This is a genomic window from Pseudomonas arvensis (genome assembly GCF_056688935.1).
The window spans coordinates 722436-737112 of the sequence record NZ_CP162038.1; the positions used below are offsets into that span (position 1 = coordinate 722436).

Consider the following 14677-nt stretch of genomic DNA (forward strand, 5'->3'; position numbering starts at 1 on the left):
AGCATAGAATCATTCAGCAAAAAGGGATGTTTTTTACGTGATCCATGCCGCGGTGTTGCTGCTTTGGCTGAGTGTCTGTGCCGTGCAGGATTTTCGTCAGCGGCATATCGCCAACGGGCTGACCCTTGGCGCGGCGCTGCTGGCCCTGCTGTATGTGGTGTGGACGGGCTGCACCTGGCTGGGTGCGCCAGCAGGCGAGGGCGCGTGGGCGCTGGTGTTGGCCTTGCTGCTGACCTTGCCGGGGTACGCGCTGGGCCGCTTCGGCGCGGGGGACGTAAAGCTGCTCGCGGCGCTGGGATTGGCCACCACGGTGAATCATTTGCTGTGGTCGCTGATTCTTGCGGCGGCGCTGCTCGCGGCCTCGTCGCTTGTGCATCAAGGGCTTGGCGCGCGCCATGAAACAGCGACGAGGCGCACGTCAAGAAAGCAGCCTTTCGCACCGTTTGTATTGACAGGTTTTGCCCTGTATTGGTTTTGGATCCACTAGTCGCACAAGGCCTCTATCGCTATGTACATAGTCGGAAAGTAGGGCTAGGTTTATTGAGCAGATGATTCACATTCTGCGTCGAAAGGGATAGGTCAATCATTTGGCTTGCCAGGCATGGAGTAACGTGTGAACAAGCTCACTTCGGCTGTAAAAGTGCTCGTGGTCGACGATCAACCACTGATCGTCGAGGAGCTTTGTGAATTTATCGAAAATAGCGGCTATCGCTGCGTCCCTTGCGAATCCAGCCGCCATGCCTTGCAGCGCTTCACCGAAGACACGGAGATTGGCCTGGTGTTGTGCGACCTGCACATGCCGGACATGGATGGGATCGAACTGGTCCAGGCCATGCAGAACATCGCGGGCAAGCATCGTGCGTTCGAGGCGATCATGCTCACCGGGCGTGCCGATAAACAGGACGTGATCAAGGCCCTGCGCGCCGGCATCTCGGACTACTACCAGAAGCCGATCGACCTCGAAGAACTGCTCGAAGGCCTGCAGCGCCAGGAAGCCGCATTGGAGGAGCGTCAGAAGGAATTGCACCTGGGGCAACTGAACCTGAAGCTGCAATACCTTTCCGAATCCATCAACGATCTGTATCAGGATCTCGACAAGGTGCGTCGCAGCCCGAGCGTGGCGGACGCGGCCGAGTCGGTCGGCGAAGAGCCTGCGCCGGTGGAAATCCCGGCCATGTTCAATCAGCTCTCACCGCGTCAGCTCGACGTTGCCCGTCTGGTGGGCAAGGGGCAGACCAACTACCAGATCGCCTGCGAACTCGGCATCACCGAAAACACCGTCAAGCTGTATGTGTCGCAGGTGTTGCGCCTGACCCATATGCACAACCGCACCCAACTGGCGCTGGCGCTGTCGCCGAGTAACTCGGTCATGCGTCAGCGGGTCACGGCGCACTGACGCTCATCACTTCATTTACTGTCGCCACCGCCGGACGAGCTGGATTTCGACTCAAAGTATTCCGGGATCGGATGCTTGTTGCTGTCCAGCCAGCGTTGCAGGGCCTGTTCGCGTTCCGCCGGCGTGGTGGTTTGCGGGGTGGGCGACGCGGCGAGACCATTGACCTGCAGCGCCAGCCAATTTTCCGTTTCAGCCTGCTGTGGGGACGAAGGCCCCGGCTCGATGGCTGCCGCGGCCAGCGGCAGCAGGCTCAGGCACATCAGTAAATGGGCTTTCATACTCGACTCCTTACTTGATCGTCACGGGCAGGGCATCGGCGACTGCCGCGACTTTGCGTGCAGGGCTGCGCTTGAGTTTGGCCGCGCGCGCCTGGGCTTCGGTGACTTGCGCGGGGCTCAGGCCCAGTTGGCTGACCACTTTGGCCGCTTGTCCCCAGTCGTCCTGATAAATCAGCAACGTCACCAGGTTGACGGCGGCCAGCGGGTCGCTCTGCTTGAGCTCGATGGCCGTCAAGAATTCAAAGCGCGCTTCTTCCAGGCGCGATTGGTTGAGGTAGACCACACCCAGGTCATTGCGGATCTTCTCGTCGGTGGGCGCCAGCCGCGCAGCATTTTGCAGATGGACCAGCGCCTGGGCGTTGTCGCCCCGCGCCACCGCCAATTGCCCCAGCCCGTGTTCACCCTCGGCGGCCATGCAGGTGCCGATCAGGCTGCGGTACAACGGCTCGGCCTCGCTGCGTCCCAGCAAGCGATAGGCGCGGGCCTTGCGCTGGCGCACCTGGGGCAGCGTATCGGGCAGGCTTTGCAGGTTGGCCAGGCTGGCGTGGAGCTTGTCTTCGTTGGCCATGTCGTCGGCCAGGTTCAGCGCCAGGTCCTGTTCCGAACTGGGCTTGGCGCAACTGCCGGGCGACGTGAATGAGGCCCAGGGCGTCTGCCCGTTGCTGGCGCAACCGCCGAGCAGCAGCAGGGCCATGGCGGCAATCAGTGGTTTCATCGGGTGCTCCTTAAAAATGGACCAGGGCTCGGGCGATGCCGATAAAGGCCGGGCCGCCGAGGACAATCAACAATGCCGGAAACAGAAACACCATCATCACCACCGACATCTTCGCCGACATCTTCGAGATGAATTCCTGCAGATTGGTCAGGCGCCGGTCGTCGAGCAATTGCTTGAGCGCCAGCAGGGACTTCATTGCGCCGCCGCCCTGGGTGATCAACTGCTGGAGGATGACGCAGGTGTCGGTGAACTCGTCGACTTCCAGCAAGTGCGCGGTCTTGCCCAGCTCCTCGCCCAGTTCCAGGCCGGAATCGACCCGCGCCAGGATCAGGCGCAATTCGTGGGTAAGGTCGGGCAGCAAGCGTTGCGCCTCGCTGCCCAGTACGCGCAACGATTGTTCAATCGCCATGCCCGACTCGAACAGGATGCGCAGCAGCGGGATAAACGTGGAGATTTCCCTGGCGATGCGCTGCTGGCGGTATCTGGCGGCGGTGGCCAGCACGCGCTTGGGCAGCAGGTAGCCGACGCCCAGGGCCAGCAGCGGGGCGATCCACATTGGTTCCACCTCGGGGAACAGCAGTTCCTGGCCAAGCAGGGTCAAGGCCATCAGTACAAATGGCACGCCGATCTGCAGTGCGGCAAACAGCGAGCGTTGGCTGGATTTGCGCCAGCCTACGCGGTTGAGCAGGGTCTGCGTTTCGCTGTCCAGGCTCACCGAGCCCTGGGCCAACGAGCTTGCGCCCAGTAGCCGGATGAGCGAGCCGAGCCTGGCTTCGCTGGTGATGCGCCCCTGTAGGCGTTCCGTCACCCGGCGCTCGCGGCGCCGATGCTCCAGCAACTGACCGCCCACCAGGACCAGCGCCGCGAGAAACAACAGGGCACCCACCAGAAGCACCATCTCAGACACTCCTCAACATGCGCCACATGGCGAACGTGCCCGTCAGGTCCATCGCGGTGGCAGCCAGCAACATGTGGCGCCCGGTGTCGTCATTCCACATGGTCATCAGGTAGCCGGGGTTGACCAGGATGAAGTAAGCCACCATCAAGATCGGCAGCCCGCCCAGCACATAGGCGGTCATGCGGGTTTCGCCGGTCATGGCCTTGAGTTGACGCGAGGCCTGTTCGCGCTCGCGGATCATCCTGATCAGGTTTTCCAGCAGTTCGCTGGCATTGCCGCCGTAGCGGTGGTTGACCTTGAGGCCCAGGGCGAACAGGCGAAACTCGTCCTGTTCGTAGAACTCGGCGAAGTCGCTGACCGAGTCGGGCAGGCTGACGCCCATGCGCACGTTACGCTGTACGCGGCCCATGGCCTCCTTGAGTGGGTTTTCGACACCTTCGATGCCGCCCAACACCGCGTCGGCCAGGGTTCTGCCGGATTTGAGGCTGCGCACGCTGTGGTCGAGCAACTGCGGGAGTTGCTCGACCATACGCTGGACGCGGCGCTGGTAACGCCAACCGATGTAAAGGCGCAGCACCAACGGCGGGCCGACGATCATCGTGAACAGGCCCCAGCCGTCGCCCAGCAGGTAGCCGAAGAGGGCGCCGATCACCCACGCACTCAACCACAGGCCCAGGCGGTCGGTGGGCTTACCCAGCCCTGCACGCAGGAACATGCGCTCAAGACCGCTCCAGGACGTGCTCGCTTCGGCGGTCTCGGGCTGCCCGTCGCCCAGGCGTTCCAGCACGCGGTCGGTCTGGGCCTTGCGCAGGCTGTTGTCGAACAGCCACAGCGACAGGCCGATCAGCAGCAGGCAAATAAGCAGCAGCAAGGGTCCGGTCATTCAGCGCCCCCTATAGCGGCAAGGCCGATTCGCGGCGCAGTTTGTCGCCTGCGGGGTGGATGGCTTCGCGCAGGAAACCGAAGCCGGTGCGCCGGTCCAGGCGGAACAGGGTATTGGTGACATACACGTCATCGCGCACGCCGACCACTTCCACCACTTCGCTCACACAGCGGCGGCCATCGGGCATGCGCGTGAGTTGGATGATGACGTCCAGTGCGGCGCAGATCATCTGGCGCAGGGTTTTTTCCGCGACCACACGACCGGTCAACCCCACCAGGGTTTCCAGGCGCAGCAACGCATCCTGCGCATTGTTGGCGTGCACGGTGCTCATGGAACCGTCGTGACCGGTGTTCATCGCGGTCATCACATCGAGCACTTCGACGCCGCGAATTTCGCCGAGGATGATGCGGTCCGGGCGCATCCGCAGGGCGTTGCGGATCAGGTCGCTGGACCGCACTTCGCCATGGCCTTCGGCATTCGGCGGGCGGGTTTCGAGGCGCACGACGTGGGGGTGCCCCAGTTGCAGTTCGGCAACGTCTTCGATGGTCACCAGCCGTTCACGGGGGTTGATCAACTGACTGAGGATATTGAGCAGTGTGGTCTTGCCGGTGCCCGTGCCGCCGCTGATCAGAATATTGCAGCGCTTGCCGACGGCCTCCTGGAAGAACTCGAAGATGCTCTGGTCGATGGTCTGCATGGCTACCAGGTCGCTGCTCTTGAGCATGTCCTTGCGAAATTTGCGGATCGACAGACACGGCCCGTCCAGGGCTATCGGCGGGATGATCGCATTGACCCGGCTGCCATCGGGCAGACGCGCATCTACCATCGGCGACGACTCGTCGAGGCGTCGGCCCAGTGGCGCAAGGATGCGCTGCATCACGCGCTCGACGTGATGGTCGTCGATAAAACGCAGGTCACTCTGGTGCAGCAGGCCTTCGCGTTCGATAAATACCCGATGCGGCCCGTTGACCAGAATCTCGGTCACCGACGGGTCGCGCAGCAGCACTTCCAACGGGCCGAAACCTGTGAGTTCGTCGACGATCTCTTCGGCCAGCCGCTCCATTTCATAGCGCGAGATTGCCAGGCGCATGCGCGTGATGTATTCGGAGACTTTGTCGATGACAAATTGCGCGAGGGATTGGCGCGTGCCTTCGAGCAGGTTCCTGCCCGATTCTTCAATGGCGTCGATGATGTAGCGATGCAGCACCAGCTTCAGGCCGTCGTTATCGCTTTTGCCATTGGCGTTGCGGGCGGGCCCGCCGAAGAGTTTTTCGCCGCTCATCGTCCAGCCCCCAGGATGCGTTCAAACCAGCGCATTGACGGTTTTTCCAGGCCTTCGGAGCGTTTCGCCAGACGCTCGCCCAAGGCGCGCACGGCTTGGGTCAAGGGTTCGCGGGGCGCCAGGACAAACAGGGTCTGGCCCTGGTTTTTCACGTTCAGGCGCAGTTCGGCGCTCAAGGGCAGGACGGCGATGCACTGCAGGCCGAAGCTTTTTTCCAGCGCTTCGGTGTCGGGCGCGCATGACTTGATGTAGCGATCGATCACCAGCTTGGCGTGATCGAGCTTCATGCCTTTGTCGCGCCAGCGGTTGAGGACTGCCAGGTTGCGGCGACAGTCCAGGACGTTCTGGTCGGTGCACCACAGCAGCTTGTCGCAGTGGCTGACAAAGGTGCGCAGCGCTTCGCTGTCCGGTTGCCCGGTGATGTTGACGACGATGTGCTGGAAATGCTGGCGCAGTGCACTGAGCAACATGAACAGTTCGGCCGCGCTGGTGAGCTTGAGCGGTTCGTCGCCGGTGGCGTACGCGAGGATACGCAGGCCGTCCTTGGCCGTGGTGAATGCGCTGTTGATCAACGTGGTATCAAGGCGGCGCAAATGGCGCAGCGCATCGCCGAAATTGAAGGTGCTTTCCAGGCCCAGCAGCGCCAGGCTGTCGCTGCGCGGCAGGCCGAGGTCCAGCACCAGCGTCTGTTGCCCGCTTTTCTGCACCACCATGGCCAGGTGCGTCGCCAGCATCGCGCCGTCGGCATTGCTCTGGGTGCCATACAGCACGGTCAGCCCGCCCAGTTGCGCATTCGACGTGACGGGCGGCAGGCGCTTGCTCAGGCGCCGCACCAGGCCGGCGACTTCGCTGGAGCGTGAGCCATAGGCAACAAAATCCCGCGCGCCAGCGCGCATGGCGTTCAGCACCAACTGGTTGTCCATGCCGTCGCCAAGGGCGACCACCGCGAGCATCGGCTTGGCCTCCAGCGCACCTTCGATCAGTGCGCTCTGGGCCACCACGTTTTCCCGGTCGAGGCCCACGAACACCAGGTTGGCGAAGGTCACGTCCACCAGGGCGAGCAATTCATCCAGCGAGCCACTGCCGGCACTGACCACCTGGCCCAGTGGCGCAAGGGCGCCCTGCAGCCATTCAAGGTCGGTGTCGTTGCGGGTGATTGCCAGAAACGTCTGGCTCAGGCTATCGCTCATTGGGACAGTCCGCTGCGACGGTCGAAGTTGCCGTTTTCGAGGAAAAACATGCGGTACCAGTTCGGGTCGTAGCTGCGCAGTTTTTCGCCGGGCAAAGAGGGCAAGCGAGCGTTGGCCGCCAGCGGTTGGACAAGGTGCGGCGTGACGATCATCAGCAGTTCTTTTTCTTCACGGTTGATGTTGGAGTCGCGAAAAAACGCACCGAGGATCGGGATGTCACCCAGGCCTGGAAACTTGCTGATGGTCGAACGGTTATTGCTGCTGATCAGGCCGCTGATCACGAAGCTTTCGCCATCGGCCAGGGACACGCTGGTGTCGGTGCGGCGCACGGTCAGGGCCGGCACCTGGATGCCCTGGATCACCACCGCGTTGCTGTAGTCCAGTTCGCTGACTTCCGGCGCCACCTTGAGGGTGATGCGGTTGCGGTCGATCACGGTGGGGGTCAGGGTGAGGCGGATGCCGAACTCCTTGTACTCGATGGAAATGGTGTCACTGCCTGCGCTGGGCACCGGCACCGGGACTTCGCCGCCCGCGAGGAAGGTCGCGCTCTGGCCGCTCATGGCCACCAGGCTCGGGCGCGCGAGGGTGTAGGCAAAACCGCTGCGTTCCAGGGCGTTGATCATGGCTTTGACGCGGCCGCCGCCAAAGCCGACGTTGAAACTGTCGGTGCTCACCGGCAGTTTGAACACGCCTTCGGAGGGCGACAGCAAGTTCGGGCTGCCGAGGAAAAAGTTGGTGCCCATGCCGAGAAACTTGGTGCTGGCTTCCTTGAGCTTGGTGCGGCTGACTTCGACAAAGCGGATATCGGTCTGTACCTGGCTGGGCAGCGACGGGTCCTCCGACGGCGACAGCGACAGGCTGGTCAGCGCCGACGTAGCCTTGCCCTTGACGAACACCATGCTCTGGCGCGGCGCGCTGGCGCAGGCGGTCCACACCAGCAGGCTGGTGGCGCCCGCGCCGACACCGGTGAGCAGAAAATTGCGGTCACCGTGGACCCGCACATCGGCGATCTTCGGGTCGCCAATCGCCAGGCGCGTAATCGCCACCGGCGACTGCAGTTCCTGTTGCAGCCCTTCGCCCACCTCGACCACGGCAGGCAACTGGCCCAGGGCGCTGCAGTTGCCCGGCGCCGCCACTGCGAGGCCGACCGACAGGCTCGACAGCATCAGGGCGCAGGCGATGTGCGTGAACAGCGGGGCATAGCGATGGCTCATTCAAGGCATCCTTGCTCAATCACGGGTTTTGCGGCGCCGCTTGGGCGCCGCGAATCACTTCAATGCCACGTCGTACGCTTGGCCCTCCGCTGGTGACGGCGACGGCGACGCGTTTGGGCGGCGCGCTCATGGCCAGTTGGGTGAATTGGTAGAGGTCGCGGTTGGCGCTTTGCAGTTTTTGCGCCGCATCGCTGTCGCCGGCCCAATAGCGGCTGAGCAGTTGCTCGTCGGCGCTGCGTACGGCCAGGCGCAACGTACCGGCTTGCGTGGCGAGCATCAGGCGGCTCAATAGAGGCTCCGGCACGGCGAGCACGACGCTGCGTGCAGCGGCCCGGCGTTGCGCGGCCTGGATACGTTCTTCGGCCGTGACCGGCGGCGGCATGGCGGGTTGGCCATCGTTGGTCAGACCCAATTGGTCGCCGACGCTGAGCAAGCGCATCGCCGGGACCACGATCTGCGCCGACGGCTCGGCGTTACCCGGCTCCTGGCGCAGAAACAGCAGCACGTCCACGTAATCGCCGGGGCTCAGTTGGCCACCGGCACCCACCACCTCATCGACCGCAACCGCCAGTGCGCGCTCGTCGGGGCGAATCATGCGGGCCAGCGGGCCGCCCGTACTGAAGCTTTCCTGATTAAGCCAAGTGCCGGCGCTCAGGGGGCGCTGGGGGGTGCGGCCGATCGCCTGGTCAAGTTGGGTCAGGCTGCCGGCAGGCACCGTGCGCAGCTTTTCCACGGCCAGGTCGGTTTCGGTCAGCGCCACGAAAGGCGGCACATCGCGCACCAGCACCACGACCGGGAGGCGGGTCTGGTCTTCGGCGGCAGCGGCGGGTTTTTCAGCAGAAATGACAGGTTCGGCGACGGGGGCGGGTTGGCGGCTCAGCACCAGCCCCCAATACCCCGCGATCAACGCCCCGACCAACAGCACGCCAGCCAGGATCATGCTGATACGACTGTTCATGACGGCTCTCCCTTTCCGGTTGCACTACAGTCCCGCCAATCCAAACGAGTTAATTCGCAACCTGGCTGTGATGAACATCTAACGATTTGGCTATTTGAAGGTAGCTCAGCTAGGACGAAATGCCATTACCTGACAAAAAATTTACCGGAACTAAAGATCCGCCTCCTTGAACGCTTGGTTTTATGACGCCAACTTTGCGACTAATACTTTGTGATTAACTCGTTATTACAGTTGTGAGCCCAAGGTTTGTTGACAATGCTCTAGTGGCACGCCGCGTAGATCGTGCTAGAGCCGTACCGGCAATCCGTGGCGCTTTAGGGAGAAGTCATATGTTCCTTGACCTGATAGTGAAGCTTTACGTGCAGACGCAACTGTTCTTCAAACGCAGCGAGGGTGCCTCAGGTATTGAATACGCCATTATTGTGGCGCTGGTTGCCCTGGTCATTGTCGGTGCAGGGACCGGATTGGGCACCAAGATAAGTACCATCTTCACCAACATGTCGACCAAAATGCCAACAGGGACTTGATGCCAGGATGTGCCAGTCATTCGATCTTTTCCCTTGCAGGTACGGCCATGAGCGCATCTTCTTCACGCCAGCAAATCTTATTGGTGGACGATGAAAAGGAAGCCCTGAGCGAGCTCGCCGAATCTCTCGAAAACGAGGGATTCGTCTGCTTTACCGCCACCTCCGTCACCTTTGCCTTGCAAGAATTGACACTTCACCCGGATATTGCCCTGGTCATCACCGACCTGCGCATGCCCGAAGAAAGCGGGATCTCCTTGATCAAGCGCCTGCGCGAACACACCTCACGCTCGCACCTGCCGGTGATTGTGATGTCGGGTCATGCCGAGATGGATGATGTCAGCGACATGTTGCGCCTGCAGGTGCTCGACCTGTTTCGCAAGCCCATCTATCTGGTGCGGTTGATCGATACGCTCAATAGCCTGTTTCCGCTCATCAAGCCTTCATCCTCGTGAGCACTGTGCACCTCGTCAGAGTTGATAACTGAAGCTCAAGGAGTACCGCGGCTTGCGGTTGAGGCTGTCGAGAGCCTCGTCCGAGATCGGCGGTTTTTATGCGATTGGCCGCCATTTACCCAGCATATGTTCAATGTCTGCGGCGCCTTTCAGCAGTAATTCACCGCTGGAACCGGAGGCGCTGCTGTGCAATATCACTTCGCTGGGCAGGCGCACCGGCTTCTTGAACACTACGTCGATTTCCACATTGGCAGCGGGCAGGTGCTCACCGAGGGCCGCAAGTGTGCGCGCCTTGTTCCAGAGTCCATGGGCGATGGCCTGGGGGAAGCCAAACAATTTGGCAGTCGGCGCACTCAGGTGGATCGGGTTGTAGTCGCCGGAGACCCTCGCGTAACGACGGCCGATATCGGTGGGGGCTTTCCAGCGGGTCAGTTCGCTGATCTGCGCAGGAGTGGGCTGGGTGTCATCGGCTGCTACGCCTTCGAGTTTTACGCCTCGGCAGAGCATCCAGCTCTCGGCTTCCCACAGCACGCCGAGAGCATCTTCGACAGTGGTCACCACCTCAAAGGTTGCGCCCTTGGCGTGAGGTTGCAGGTTTTGCGTGTGCACAGCGATGCACAGCTCGTTTACGCCGCCCAGCGGTCGATGGATGCGAATGCGATTGCTCAGGTGGATCAACCCCAGCAACGGGAAGGGAAATGCCTTGTCCGTGAGCAGCTGCATCTGCAATCCAAACGCCAGGATGTGCGGATAGGTCGCCGGCAGGATCGGGCTGTCGGCAAAGCCGCAGACCTTGCGATACGCCGCCACGTCCCCGGGGTTGACGCTGACCCGACAGCGCAGGCCCTGCTCAGGCAGCGTGCTGCCGGTAATTTTGCGCTTGAGCGCCGCCCGCCAATACAACGGCGGCAGAAACGGAGTATTGCCTAAGGTCTGCCATTCCATATTTACGCTCCCAATAGACTTTGCCCGCACACCCGCAATGCTTGCCCGCTGACCGCGCCGGAGCCCGGCTGGCCGAGCCAGGCCACGGCTTCGGCGACGTCCTGGGGCAAACCGCCTTGCCCCAGGGAACTCATGCGGCGCCCGGCTTCACGCAGGGCGAACGGGATATGCGCGGTCATCTGGGTTTCGATAAACCCTGGCGCCACGGCGTTGATGCTGATCCCGCGCTCCTTGAGCAACGGCGCCCATGCCTGCACCAGTCCGATCAAACCCGCCTTGCTCGCGGCGTAGTTGGTTTGCCCACGGTTGCCGGCGATGCCACTGATAGAGGCCAACACCACCACGCGGGCGTTGTCGTGCAGGCGGCCGCTGTCGAGCAGCGCCTGGGTCAGCACTTGTGGCGCATTGAGGTTGACCGCCAGCACCGCGTCCCAATATTCCGGGGTCATGTTGGCCAGGGTTTTGTCACGGGTGATGCCCGCGTTGTGCACCAGGATGTCGAGGCCATCGGGCAAGTGTTCGATCAACTGGCCGGCGGCGTCTTCGGCGCAGATATCCAGCACCACGGTGCGCGCACCCAGGCGCGCGGCGAGGGCTTCGAGGTCGGATTTGGCTTGCGGCACATCCAGCAGGATGACTTCGGCACCGTCGCGGGCCAGGGTTTCGGCGATGGACGCGCCGATGCCGCGCGCCGCGCCAGTGACCAGCGCTTTGCGTCCGGCCAGTGGGCGGGTCCAATCCTCGACGGGGGTGGCGCAAGCCTGCAGGCGGATCACCTGGCCAGAGATGTAGGCGCTTTTCGGCGAGAGGAAGAAACGCAGCGCGCCTTCCAACTGGTCCTCGGCACCCTCGCCGACGTACAGCAGTTGCAACACGCCGCCGTTGCGCAGTTCCTTGGCCAGTGAACGGCTGAAGCCTTCCAGGGCGCGTTGGGCGCTGGCGGCAAACGGTTCGCTGAGATTTTCCGGAGCGCGGCCGAGGATCACCAGGTGAGCGCTGTTGGCGAGGTTTTTCATCAGCGGCTGGAAGAACTCGCGCAGTTGCTTGAGCTGGTCGGTGTGTTGCAACTCGCTGGCATCGAACACCACGGCTTTGAGCTTGGGGCCGTGTCCGGGAATCCAGGTGGATGACTCGGCGCCGTAGGTGTAAGTCGCGTCAGTGAGTTTGTGGGCAAATGCCTGCACCTTGCTCGCCAGGGCACCACCGCCCAGCAGCAGTGCACCGTCTACAGGGCGCAGGCGTCCGGCTTGCCAGCGTTCCAGGCGTACCGGTGACGGCAGGCCAAGGGCGGCGACCAGACGATGGCCGAGGCTTGAGTTGGCGAAGTCGATATAACGGTCAGACATGGAACGCTCTCCGAAGGCTGGGGTTCAAAGGGTTGACCATCCCAGGGTAGCAGTCGTTCGACTAGGCTCAGTGATCAAGCCCATAACAGACAGAGGGAGCTTTCCATGACTCAATTGCGCCGTGTAGCGATCATTGGTGGTAACCGCATTCCGTTCGCCCGTTCCAATGGCCCGTACGCTACCGCGAGCAACCAGGCGATGCTGACCGCCGCGCTGGAAGGCTTGATCGAACGCTACAACCTGCACGGCCTGCGCATGGGCGAAGTGGCCGCGGGTGCGGTGCTCAAGCATTCGCGGGACTTCAACCTGACCCGCGAATGCGTGCTGGGCTCACGCCTGTCGCCGCAAACCCCGGCCTATGACATCCAACAGGCCTGCGGCACCGGGCTGGAGGCGGCATTGCTGGTGGCCAACAAGATTGCCCTGGGCCAGATCGAATGCGGCATCGCCGGCGGGGTCGACACGACGTCCGACGCGCCGATTGGGGTGAATGAAGGGCTGCGCAAGCTCCTGCTGCAAGCCAACCGCAGCAAATCCATGGCGGATAAATTAAAAGTCCTGTTACAACTTCGTCCCCATCACCTTAAGCCCGAACTGCCGCGCAATGGCGAGCCCCGCACCGGTTTGTCCATGGGCCAGCACTGTGAGTTGATGGCGCAGACCTGGCAGATCCCCCGCGCCGAGCAGGACCAGCTTGCACTGCAGAGCCATCAGAAAATGGCGGCCGCCTATGCCGAAGGCTGGCACAACGATCTGCTCACCCCGTTTCTGGGCCTGACCCGCGACAACAACCTGCGCCCCGACCTGACGCCGGAAAAACTCGCCGCCCTCAAGCCGGCCTTCGAACGCAGCGAAAAGGGCACGCTCACCGCCGGCAACTCCACGCCGCTCACCGATGGTGCATCCCTGGTGCTGCTGGGCAGTGAGGCGTGGGCGAAAGAGCGGGGCTTGCCGATCCTGGCGTACCTGCGCGACGGCGAAGCGGCGGCGGTGGATTTCGTCAACGGCGCCGAAGGCCTGTTGATGGCGCCGGTGTATGCGGTGCCGCGTCTGCTGGCGAGGAATGGTCTGACGTTGCAGGACTTCGATTACTACGAGATTCATGAAGCTTTCGCAGCTCAGGTGTTGTGTACGCTCAAGGCCTGGGAAGATGCGGACTACTGCAAGACCCGCCTCGGGCTGGACGCACCGCTGGGTGCCATCGACCGCAGCCGGCTCAATGTGAAGGGCAGTTCCCTGGCCGCCGGCCACCCGTTTGCCGCCACCGGTGGGCGCATCGTTGCCAACCTGGCTAAATTGTTGGATGCAGCAGGCAAGGGCCGTGGGCTGATTTCGATCTGCGCCGCGGGCGGCCAAGGCGTGACGGCGATCATTGAGCGTTGAAACTGGCATATTGGATGCATTCTTAAGCAATCAACGGTCGGTAGCCCCTCCCACCGGCGAGCCGATTGCCGTATAACGAGTGCCATACGCGTATTTGGTAATAAAGGACCCACAATAAAAGCTGATGAAGACTCCTAAACGCATTGAACCCCTGATCGAAGACGGTCTGGTCGACGAAGTGCTGCGCCCTCTCATGAGTGGTAAAGAAGCAGCTGTTTATGTGGTGCGCTGCGGCAACGAATTGCGTTGCGCCAAGGTTTACAAGGAGGCGAATAAACGAAGCTTTCGTCAGGCCTCCGAATACCAGGAAGGCCGTAAGGTCCGTAACAGCCGTCAGGCCCGGGCCATGGCCAAGGGCTCCAAGTTCGGTAAGAAAGAAACCGAGGAAGCCTGGCAGAACGCCGAAGTGGCGGCGTTGTTCCGCCTGGCCGGCGCGGGCGTTCGCGTGCCCAAGCCCTACGACTTCCTTGAAGGCGTGCTGTTGATGGAACTGGTGGCCGACGAATACGGCGATGCGGCGCCGCGTCTGAACGACGTGACACTGGAGCCGGATCAGGCGCGCGAATACCACGCCTTCCTGATTTCCCAGATCGTGCTGATGCTGTGTACCGGCCTGGTGCACGGTGACCTTTCCGAGTTCAACGTACTGCTGACGCCTACCGGCCCGGTGATCATCGACCTGCCCCAGGCGGTCGATGCGGCGGGCAACAACCATGCGTTCAACATGCTGGAGCGCGACGTGGGCAACATGGCTTCCTACTTCGGACGCTTTGCCCCGGAGTTGAAGAAGACCAAGTACGCCAAGGAAATGTGGGCGCTGTACGAAGCCGGCACCTTGCACCCGGCCAGCGTCTTGACCGGTGAGTTCGACGAGCCGGAAGAGTTGGCGGATGTGGGCGGCGTGATCCGCGAGATTGAAGCGGCGCGGCTGGATGAAGAGCGCAAGCAGGCGATTCGAGCGGCAGACGATGCGCCATCTAGCAAAGTGCCGGACGAGCCACCGCCGCCGCCCTGGATGCAGTGATCTCAGGGTAGATGAGGTTAAAAATGTGGGAGGAGGCCTGCCTCCGATAGCAATAGGTATCTACACAACTTCCCGTGGATACTGAATCTATGGCAACTGGGCTGTTGTGGTGAGCGGGCTTGTCCCGCGCTGGGCTGCGAAGCAGCCCCATCAAAGCCACCGCGTTTTTTCAGAAAAACCAAGTTG

At 62.2% G+C, this 14677-nt stretch carries 16 protein-coding genes; 6 read left to right on the forward strand and 10 right to left on the reverse strand.

The window, feature by feature from the left end:
• Window positions 1–37 precede the first annotated feature (37 nt).
• Together AB3G88_RS03170 and AB3G88_RS03175 are read left to right on the forward strand one after the other, a co-directional pair.
• Window positions 38–487 (forward strand): prepilin peptidase, encoded by a 450-nt coding sequence (locus tag AB3G88_RS03170; protein ID WP_480453174.1) that lies wholly within the window; start codon window positions 38–40, stop codon window positions 485–487.
• Between the two features lie 126 nt (window positions 488–613).
• The gene (locus tag AB3G88_RS03175; protein WP_191959600.1) at window positions 614–1396 is read left to right on the forward strand and encodes a response regulator; all 783 of its coding nucleotides are present in this window, start codon (window positions 614–616) and stop codon (window positions 1394–1396) included.
• An 11-nt stretch (window positions 1397–1407) separates the two neighbouring features.
• On the opposite strand, the gene AB3G88_RS03180 is transcribed toward AB3G88_RS03175, so the two are convergent.
• Genes AB3G88_RS03180 through cpaB form a run of 8 tightly spaced genes read right to left on the reverse strand, consistent with a single transcriptional unit; the run spans window position 1408 to window position 8814 of the window.
• Window positions 1408–1674: a DUF3613 domain-containing protein gene (locus AB3G88_RS03180; protein ID WP_112193246.1), complete on the reverse strand. Its 267-nt coding sequence runs from the start codon at window positions 1672–1674 to the stop codon at window positions 1408–1410.
• A 10-nt stretch (window positions 1675–1684) separates the two neighbouring features.
• Window positions 1685–2389: a tetratricopeptide repeat protein gene (locus AB3G88_RS03185; RefSeq protein WP_099583579.1), complete on the reverse strand. Its 705-nt coding sequence runs from the start codon at window positions 2387–2389 to the stop codon at window positions 1685–1687.
• A 10-nt stretch (window positions 2390–2399) separates the two neighbouring features.
• Entirely contained in the window at window positions 2400–3287 is an 888-nt protein-coding gene (locus AB3G88_RS03190; RefSeq protein WP_480453177.1) for a type II secretion system F family protein, read from the reverse strand.
• Between the two features lies 1 nt (window position 3288).
• Window positions 3289–4170: a type II secretion system F family protein gene (locus AB3G88_RS03195; RefSeq protein WP_099583577.1), complete on the reverse strand. Its 882-nt coding sequence runs from the start codon at window positions 4168–4170 to the stop codon at window positions 3289–3291.
• A 10-nt stretch (window positions 4171–4180) separates the two neighbouring features.
• Window positions 4181–5452, reverse strand: coding sequence for a TadA family conjugal transfer-associated ATPase (locus tag AB3G88_RS03200; RefSeq protein ID WP_099583576.1), 1272 nt, complete (start codon window positions 5450–5452; stop codon window positions 4181–4183).
• Window positions 5449–6642: a CpaE/TadZ family protein gene (locus AB3G88_RS03205; protein ID WP_099583575.1), complete on the reverse strand. Its 1194-nt coding sequence runs from the start codon at window positions 6640–6642 to the stop codon at window positions 5449–5451. Before AB3G88_RS03205 ends, AB3G88_RS03200 begins: the two co-directional genes overlap by 4 nt.
• On the reverse strand, window positions 6639–7856 hold the full coding sequence (locus AB3G88_RS03210; protein WP_099583574.1) for a type II and III secretion system protein family protein: 1218 nt from the start codon (window positions 7854–7856) through the stop codon (window positions 6639–6641). The genes AB3G88_RS03205 and AB3G88_RS03210 overlap by 4 nt, the downstream gene beginning before the upstream one ends.
• Window positions 7857–7875: 19 nt before the next feature.
• Window positions 7876–8814 (reverse strand): Flp pilus assembly protein CpaB, encoded by a 939-nt coding sequence (gene cpaB / locus AB3G88_RS03215; protein ID WP_158878336.1) that lies wholly within the window; start codon window positions 8812–8814, stop codon window positions 7876–7878.
• 329 nt (window positions 8815–9143) lie between these two features.
• Here cpaB and AB3G88_RS03220 point away from each other — a divergent pair, with 329 nt between their 5' ends.
• Complete coding sequence (locus AB3G88_RS03220; protein WP_112193254.1) at window positions 9144–9341, forward strand: Flp family type IVb pilin; 198 nt, start codon at window positions 9144–9146, stop codon at window positions 9339–9341.
• A gap of 47 nt (window positions 9342–9388) precedes the next feature.
• Window positions 9389–9793 (forward strand): response regulator, encoded by a 405-nt coding sequence (locus tag AB3G88_RS03225; RefSeq protein ID WP_480453183.1) that lies wholly within the window; start codon window positions 9389–9391, stop codon window positions 9791–9793.
• 96 nt (window positions 9794–9889) lie between these two features.
• Here AB3G88_RS03225 and AB3G88_RS03230 read toward each other — a convergent pair whose 3' ends face one another.
• Both AB3G88_RS03230 and AB3G88_RS03235 read right to left on the reverse strand, forming a co-directional pair.
• Window positions 9890–10738: a MaoC family dehydratase gene (locus AB3G88_RS03230; protein ID WP_480453185.1), complete on the reverse strand. Its 849-nt coding sequence runs from the start codon at window positions 10736–10738 to the stop codon at window positions 9890–9892.
• A 2-nt stretch (window positions 10739–10740) separates the two neighbouring features.
• Complete coding sequence (locus AB3G88_RS03235; RefSeq protein WP_250926324.1) at window positions 10741–12084, reverse strand: 3-oxoacyl-ACP reductase; 1344 nt, start codon at window positions 12082–12084, stop codon at window positions 10741–10743.
• A 105-nt stretch (window positions 12085–12189) separates the two neighbouring features.
• Between AB3G88_RS03235 and AB3G88_RS03240 the strand changes: the two genes are divergently transcribed.
• Window positions 12190–13467: an acetyl-CoA C-acetyltransferase gene (locus tag AB3G88_RS03240; RefSeq protein WP_112193262.1), complete on the forward strand. Its 1278-nt coding sequence runs from the start codon at window positions 12190–12192 to the stop codon at window positions 13465–13467.
• 124 nt (window positions 13468–13591) lie between these two features.
• Window positions 13592–14491 carry a PA4780 family RIO1-like protein kinase gene (locus AB3G88_RS03245; protein WP_480453187.1) on the forward strand — a complete coding sequence of 300 codons (900 nt, stop codon included), beginning with the start codon at window positions 13592–13594 and terminating at the stop codon, window positions 14489–14491.
• The last annotated feature ends 186 nt before the right edge of the window (window positions 14492–14677 follow it).

Bases quoted from the DNA above. Each gene is read 5' to 3' on its own strand.
- AB3G88_RS03225 (WP_480453183.1), top strand. From the start codon at position 9,389: ATGAGCGCATCTTCTTCACGCCAGCAAATCTTATTGGTGGACGATGAA.
- AB3G88_RS03245 (WP_480453187.1), top strand. From the start codon at position 13,592: ATGAAGACTCCTAAACGCATTGAACCCCTGATCGAAGACGGTCTGGTC.
- AB3G88_RS03210 (WP_099583574.1), bottom strand. From the start codon at position 7,856: ATGAGCCATCGCTATGCCCCGCTGTTCACGCACATCGCCTGCGCCCTG.
- AB3G88_RS03180 (WP_112193246.1), bottom strand. From the start codon at position 1,674: ATGAAAGCCCATTTACTGATGTGCCTGAGCCTGCTGCCGCTGGCCGCG.
- AB3G88_RS03200 (WP_099583576.1), bottom strand. From the start codon at position 5,452: ATGAGCGGCGAAAAACTCTTCGGCGGGCCCGCCCGCAACGCCAATGGC.
- cpaB (WP_158878336.1), bottom strand. From the start codon at position 8,814: ATGAACAGTCGTATCAGCATGATCCTGGCTGGCGTGCTGTTGGTCGGG.
- AB3G88_RS03195 (WP_099583577.1), bottom strand. From the start codon at position 4,170: ATGACCGGACCCTTGCTGCTGCTTATTTGCCTGCTGCTGATCGGCCTG.
- AB3G88_RS03190 (WP_480453177.1), bottom strand. From the start codon at position 3,287: ATGGTGCTTCTGGTGGGTGCCCTGTTGTTTCTCGCGGCGCTGGTCCTG.
- AB3G88_RS03240 (WP_112193262.1), top strand. From the start codon at position 12,190: ATGACTCAATTGCGCCGTGTAGCGATCATTGGTGGTAACCGCATTCCG.
- AB3G88_RS03220 (WP_112193254.1), top strand. From the start codon at position 9,144: ATGTTCCTTGACCTGATAGTGAAGCTTTACGTGCAGACGCAACTGTTC.
- AB3G88_RS03205 (WP_099583575.1), bottom strand. From the start codon at position 6,642: ATGAGCGATAGCCTGAGCCAGACGTTTCTGGCAATCACCCGCAACGAC.
- AB3G88_RS03235 (WP_250926324.1), bottom strand. From the start codon at position 12,084: ATGTCTGACCGTTATATCGACTTCGCCAACTCAAGCCTCGGCCATCGT.
- AB3G88_RS03185 (WP_099583579.1), bottom strand. From the start codon at position 2,389: ATGAAACCACTGATTGCCGCCATGGCCCTGCTGCTGCTCGGCGGTTGC.
- AB3G88_RS03230 (WP_480453185.1), bottom strand. From the start codon at position 10,738: ATGGAATGGCAGACCTTAGGCAATACTCCGTTTCTGCCGCCGTTGTAT.